Genomic DNA, 1363 nt, shown 5'->3' with positions numbered 1-1363 from the left:
GCTTTGATGTAAAGCTGAATAGCGCGAATCGCATCATCGTTACCTGGGATAACGTAGTCAACACCTTCAGGACTGGAGATGGTGTCAACGATACCAATGACAGGGATACCCAATTTATTGGCTTCCTGAATAGCGATGCGCTCGTGCTCAACATCGATAACAAACAGCGCGTCTGGCAGACCACCCATTTCCTTGATACCACCCAGAGACCGATCCAGCTTTTCCAGATCGCGACGGCGCATCAGGGCTTCTTTCTTGGTCAGTTTTTCGAAAGTACCGTCTTCAGCCTGGGCTTCCAGATCACGCAGACGACGGACCGACTGACGAATGGTCTTATAGTTGGTCAGCATACCACCCAACCAGCGATGCGCCACAAAAGGCATACCGCAACGAGCAGCTTCTTCACGGATGATTTTACCGGCAGCGCGCTTGGTACCAACAAAAAGAATCTTGTTCTTACCTTCGGCGAGCTTGCGAATGAAGCTCATCGCTTCATTGAAGGCAGGCATGGTGTGCTCAAGGTTAATGATATGAATCTTGTTGCGAGCACCAAAGATGAATTTGTTCATCTTTGGGTTCCAGAAACGAGTCTGGTGACCAAAATGCACACCCGCCTTGAGCATGTCACGCATGGTGACTTGAGCCATGAGAAATCTCCTGTTACAGGGTTAGGCCTCCACACACCCCATGAGTTCGACCCAATGATCAGCTTTCGCTGATAGCCAGGGCACCCTGAATCATGTGTCGGTGTATGTGAGTTCTGGTTACAAAATAAATAAAAACCTCGCAGTCAGGCAACCCTGAACACGAGGACGCAGTTTTATACCACAATCGAATGTTGATTCATAGCCAGAAGACTTCTTAGAAGGAAGATTCATCAACTCCATGGAAACCGGTTCTACTATACGATAGCCAACTCTCCCTTCTTTTCTGTTAGAATTCCAGCAAGTGAATCCGTAAAGCCCCGGGAAAGCTGCTTAAGTAAACCGCCATGAGCGAAAAACGACCCTATTATTCTGTCGTCATAAGGTCACTCGCTGCAAAGCACTCTCGGTATTTCCCGCGCCCTACAAAGAACATTTGAAATGAAAGTTACGATCAAAACCTCTGAAGATATTGAAAAAATGCGCGTCGCCGGCAAGCTTGCTGCTGATGTACTGGAGATGATCACTCCCCATGTGAAACCCGGCATTACTACTGGTGAACTTGATCGTATCTGTCACGACTACATCGTTAATGAACAGCAGGCTATCCCGGCACCCTTGAACTATGGTGCAGCTCCCGGCCGCCCCGGCTTTCCAAAATCGATTTGCACCTCCCTTAACCACGTTGTCTGTCACGGCATCCCCAACGACAAGAAAAC

The 1363-nt window shown here is 48.6% G+C and carries 2 protein-coding genes; one reads left to right on the top strand and one right to left on the bottom strand.

Annotated features, from left to right (window positions below; translation table 11 throughout):
- A partial coding sequence (gene rpsB / locus KDK19_RS01750; RefSeq protein ID WP_257291221.1) for a 30S ribosomal protein S2 occupies positions 1 to 647 on the bottom strand: 647 nt, incomplete at its 3' end.
- A gap of 438 nt (positions 648 to 1085) precedes the next feature.
- Here rpsB and KDK19_RS01745 point away from each other — a divergent pair.
- Positions 1086 to 1363 (top strand): M24 family metallopeptidase (locus KDK19_RS01745; protein ID WP_257291220.1); only part of this gene is annotated, 278 nt, incomplete at its 3' end.

The organism is Endozoicomonas sp. ONNA1 (assembly GCF_024606325.1).
In the GTDB taxonomy this organism is placed as follows: Bacteria; Pseudomonadota; Gammaproteobacteria; order Pseudomonadales; family Endozoicomonadaceae; genus Endozoicomonas_A.
This window is presented reverse-complemented; position numbering and strand designations above follow the sequence as displayed.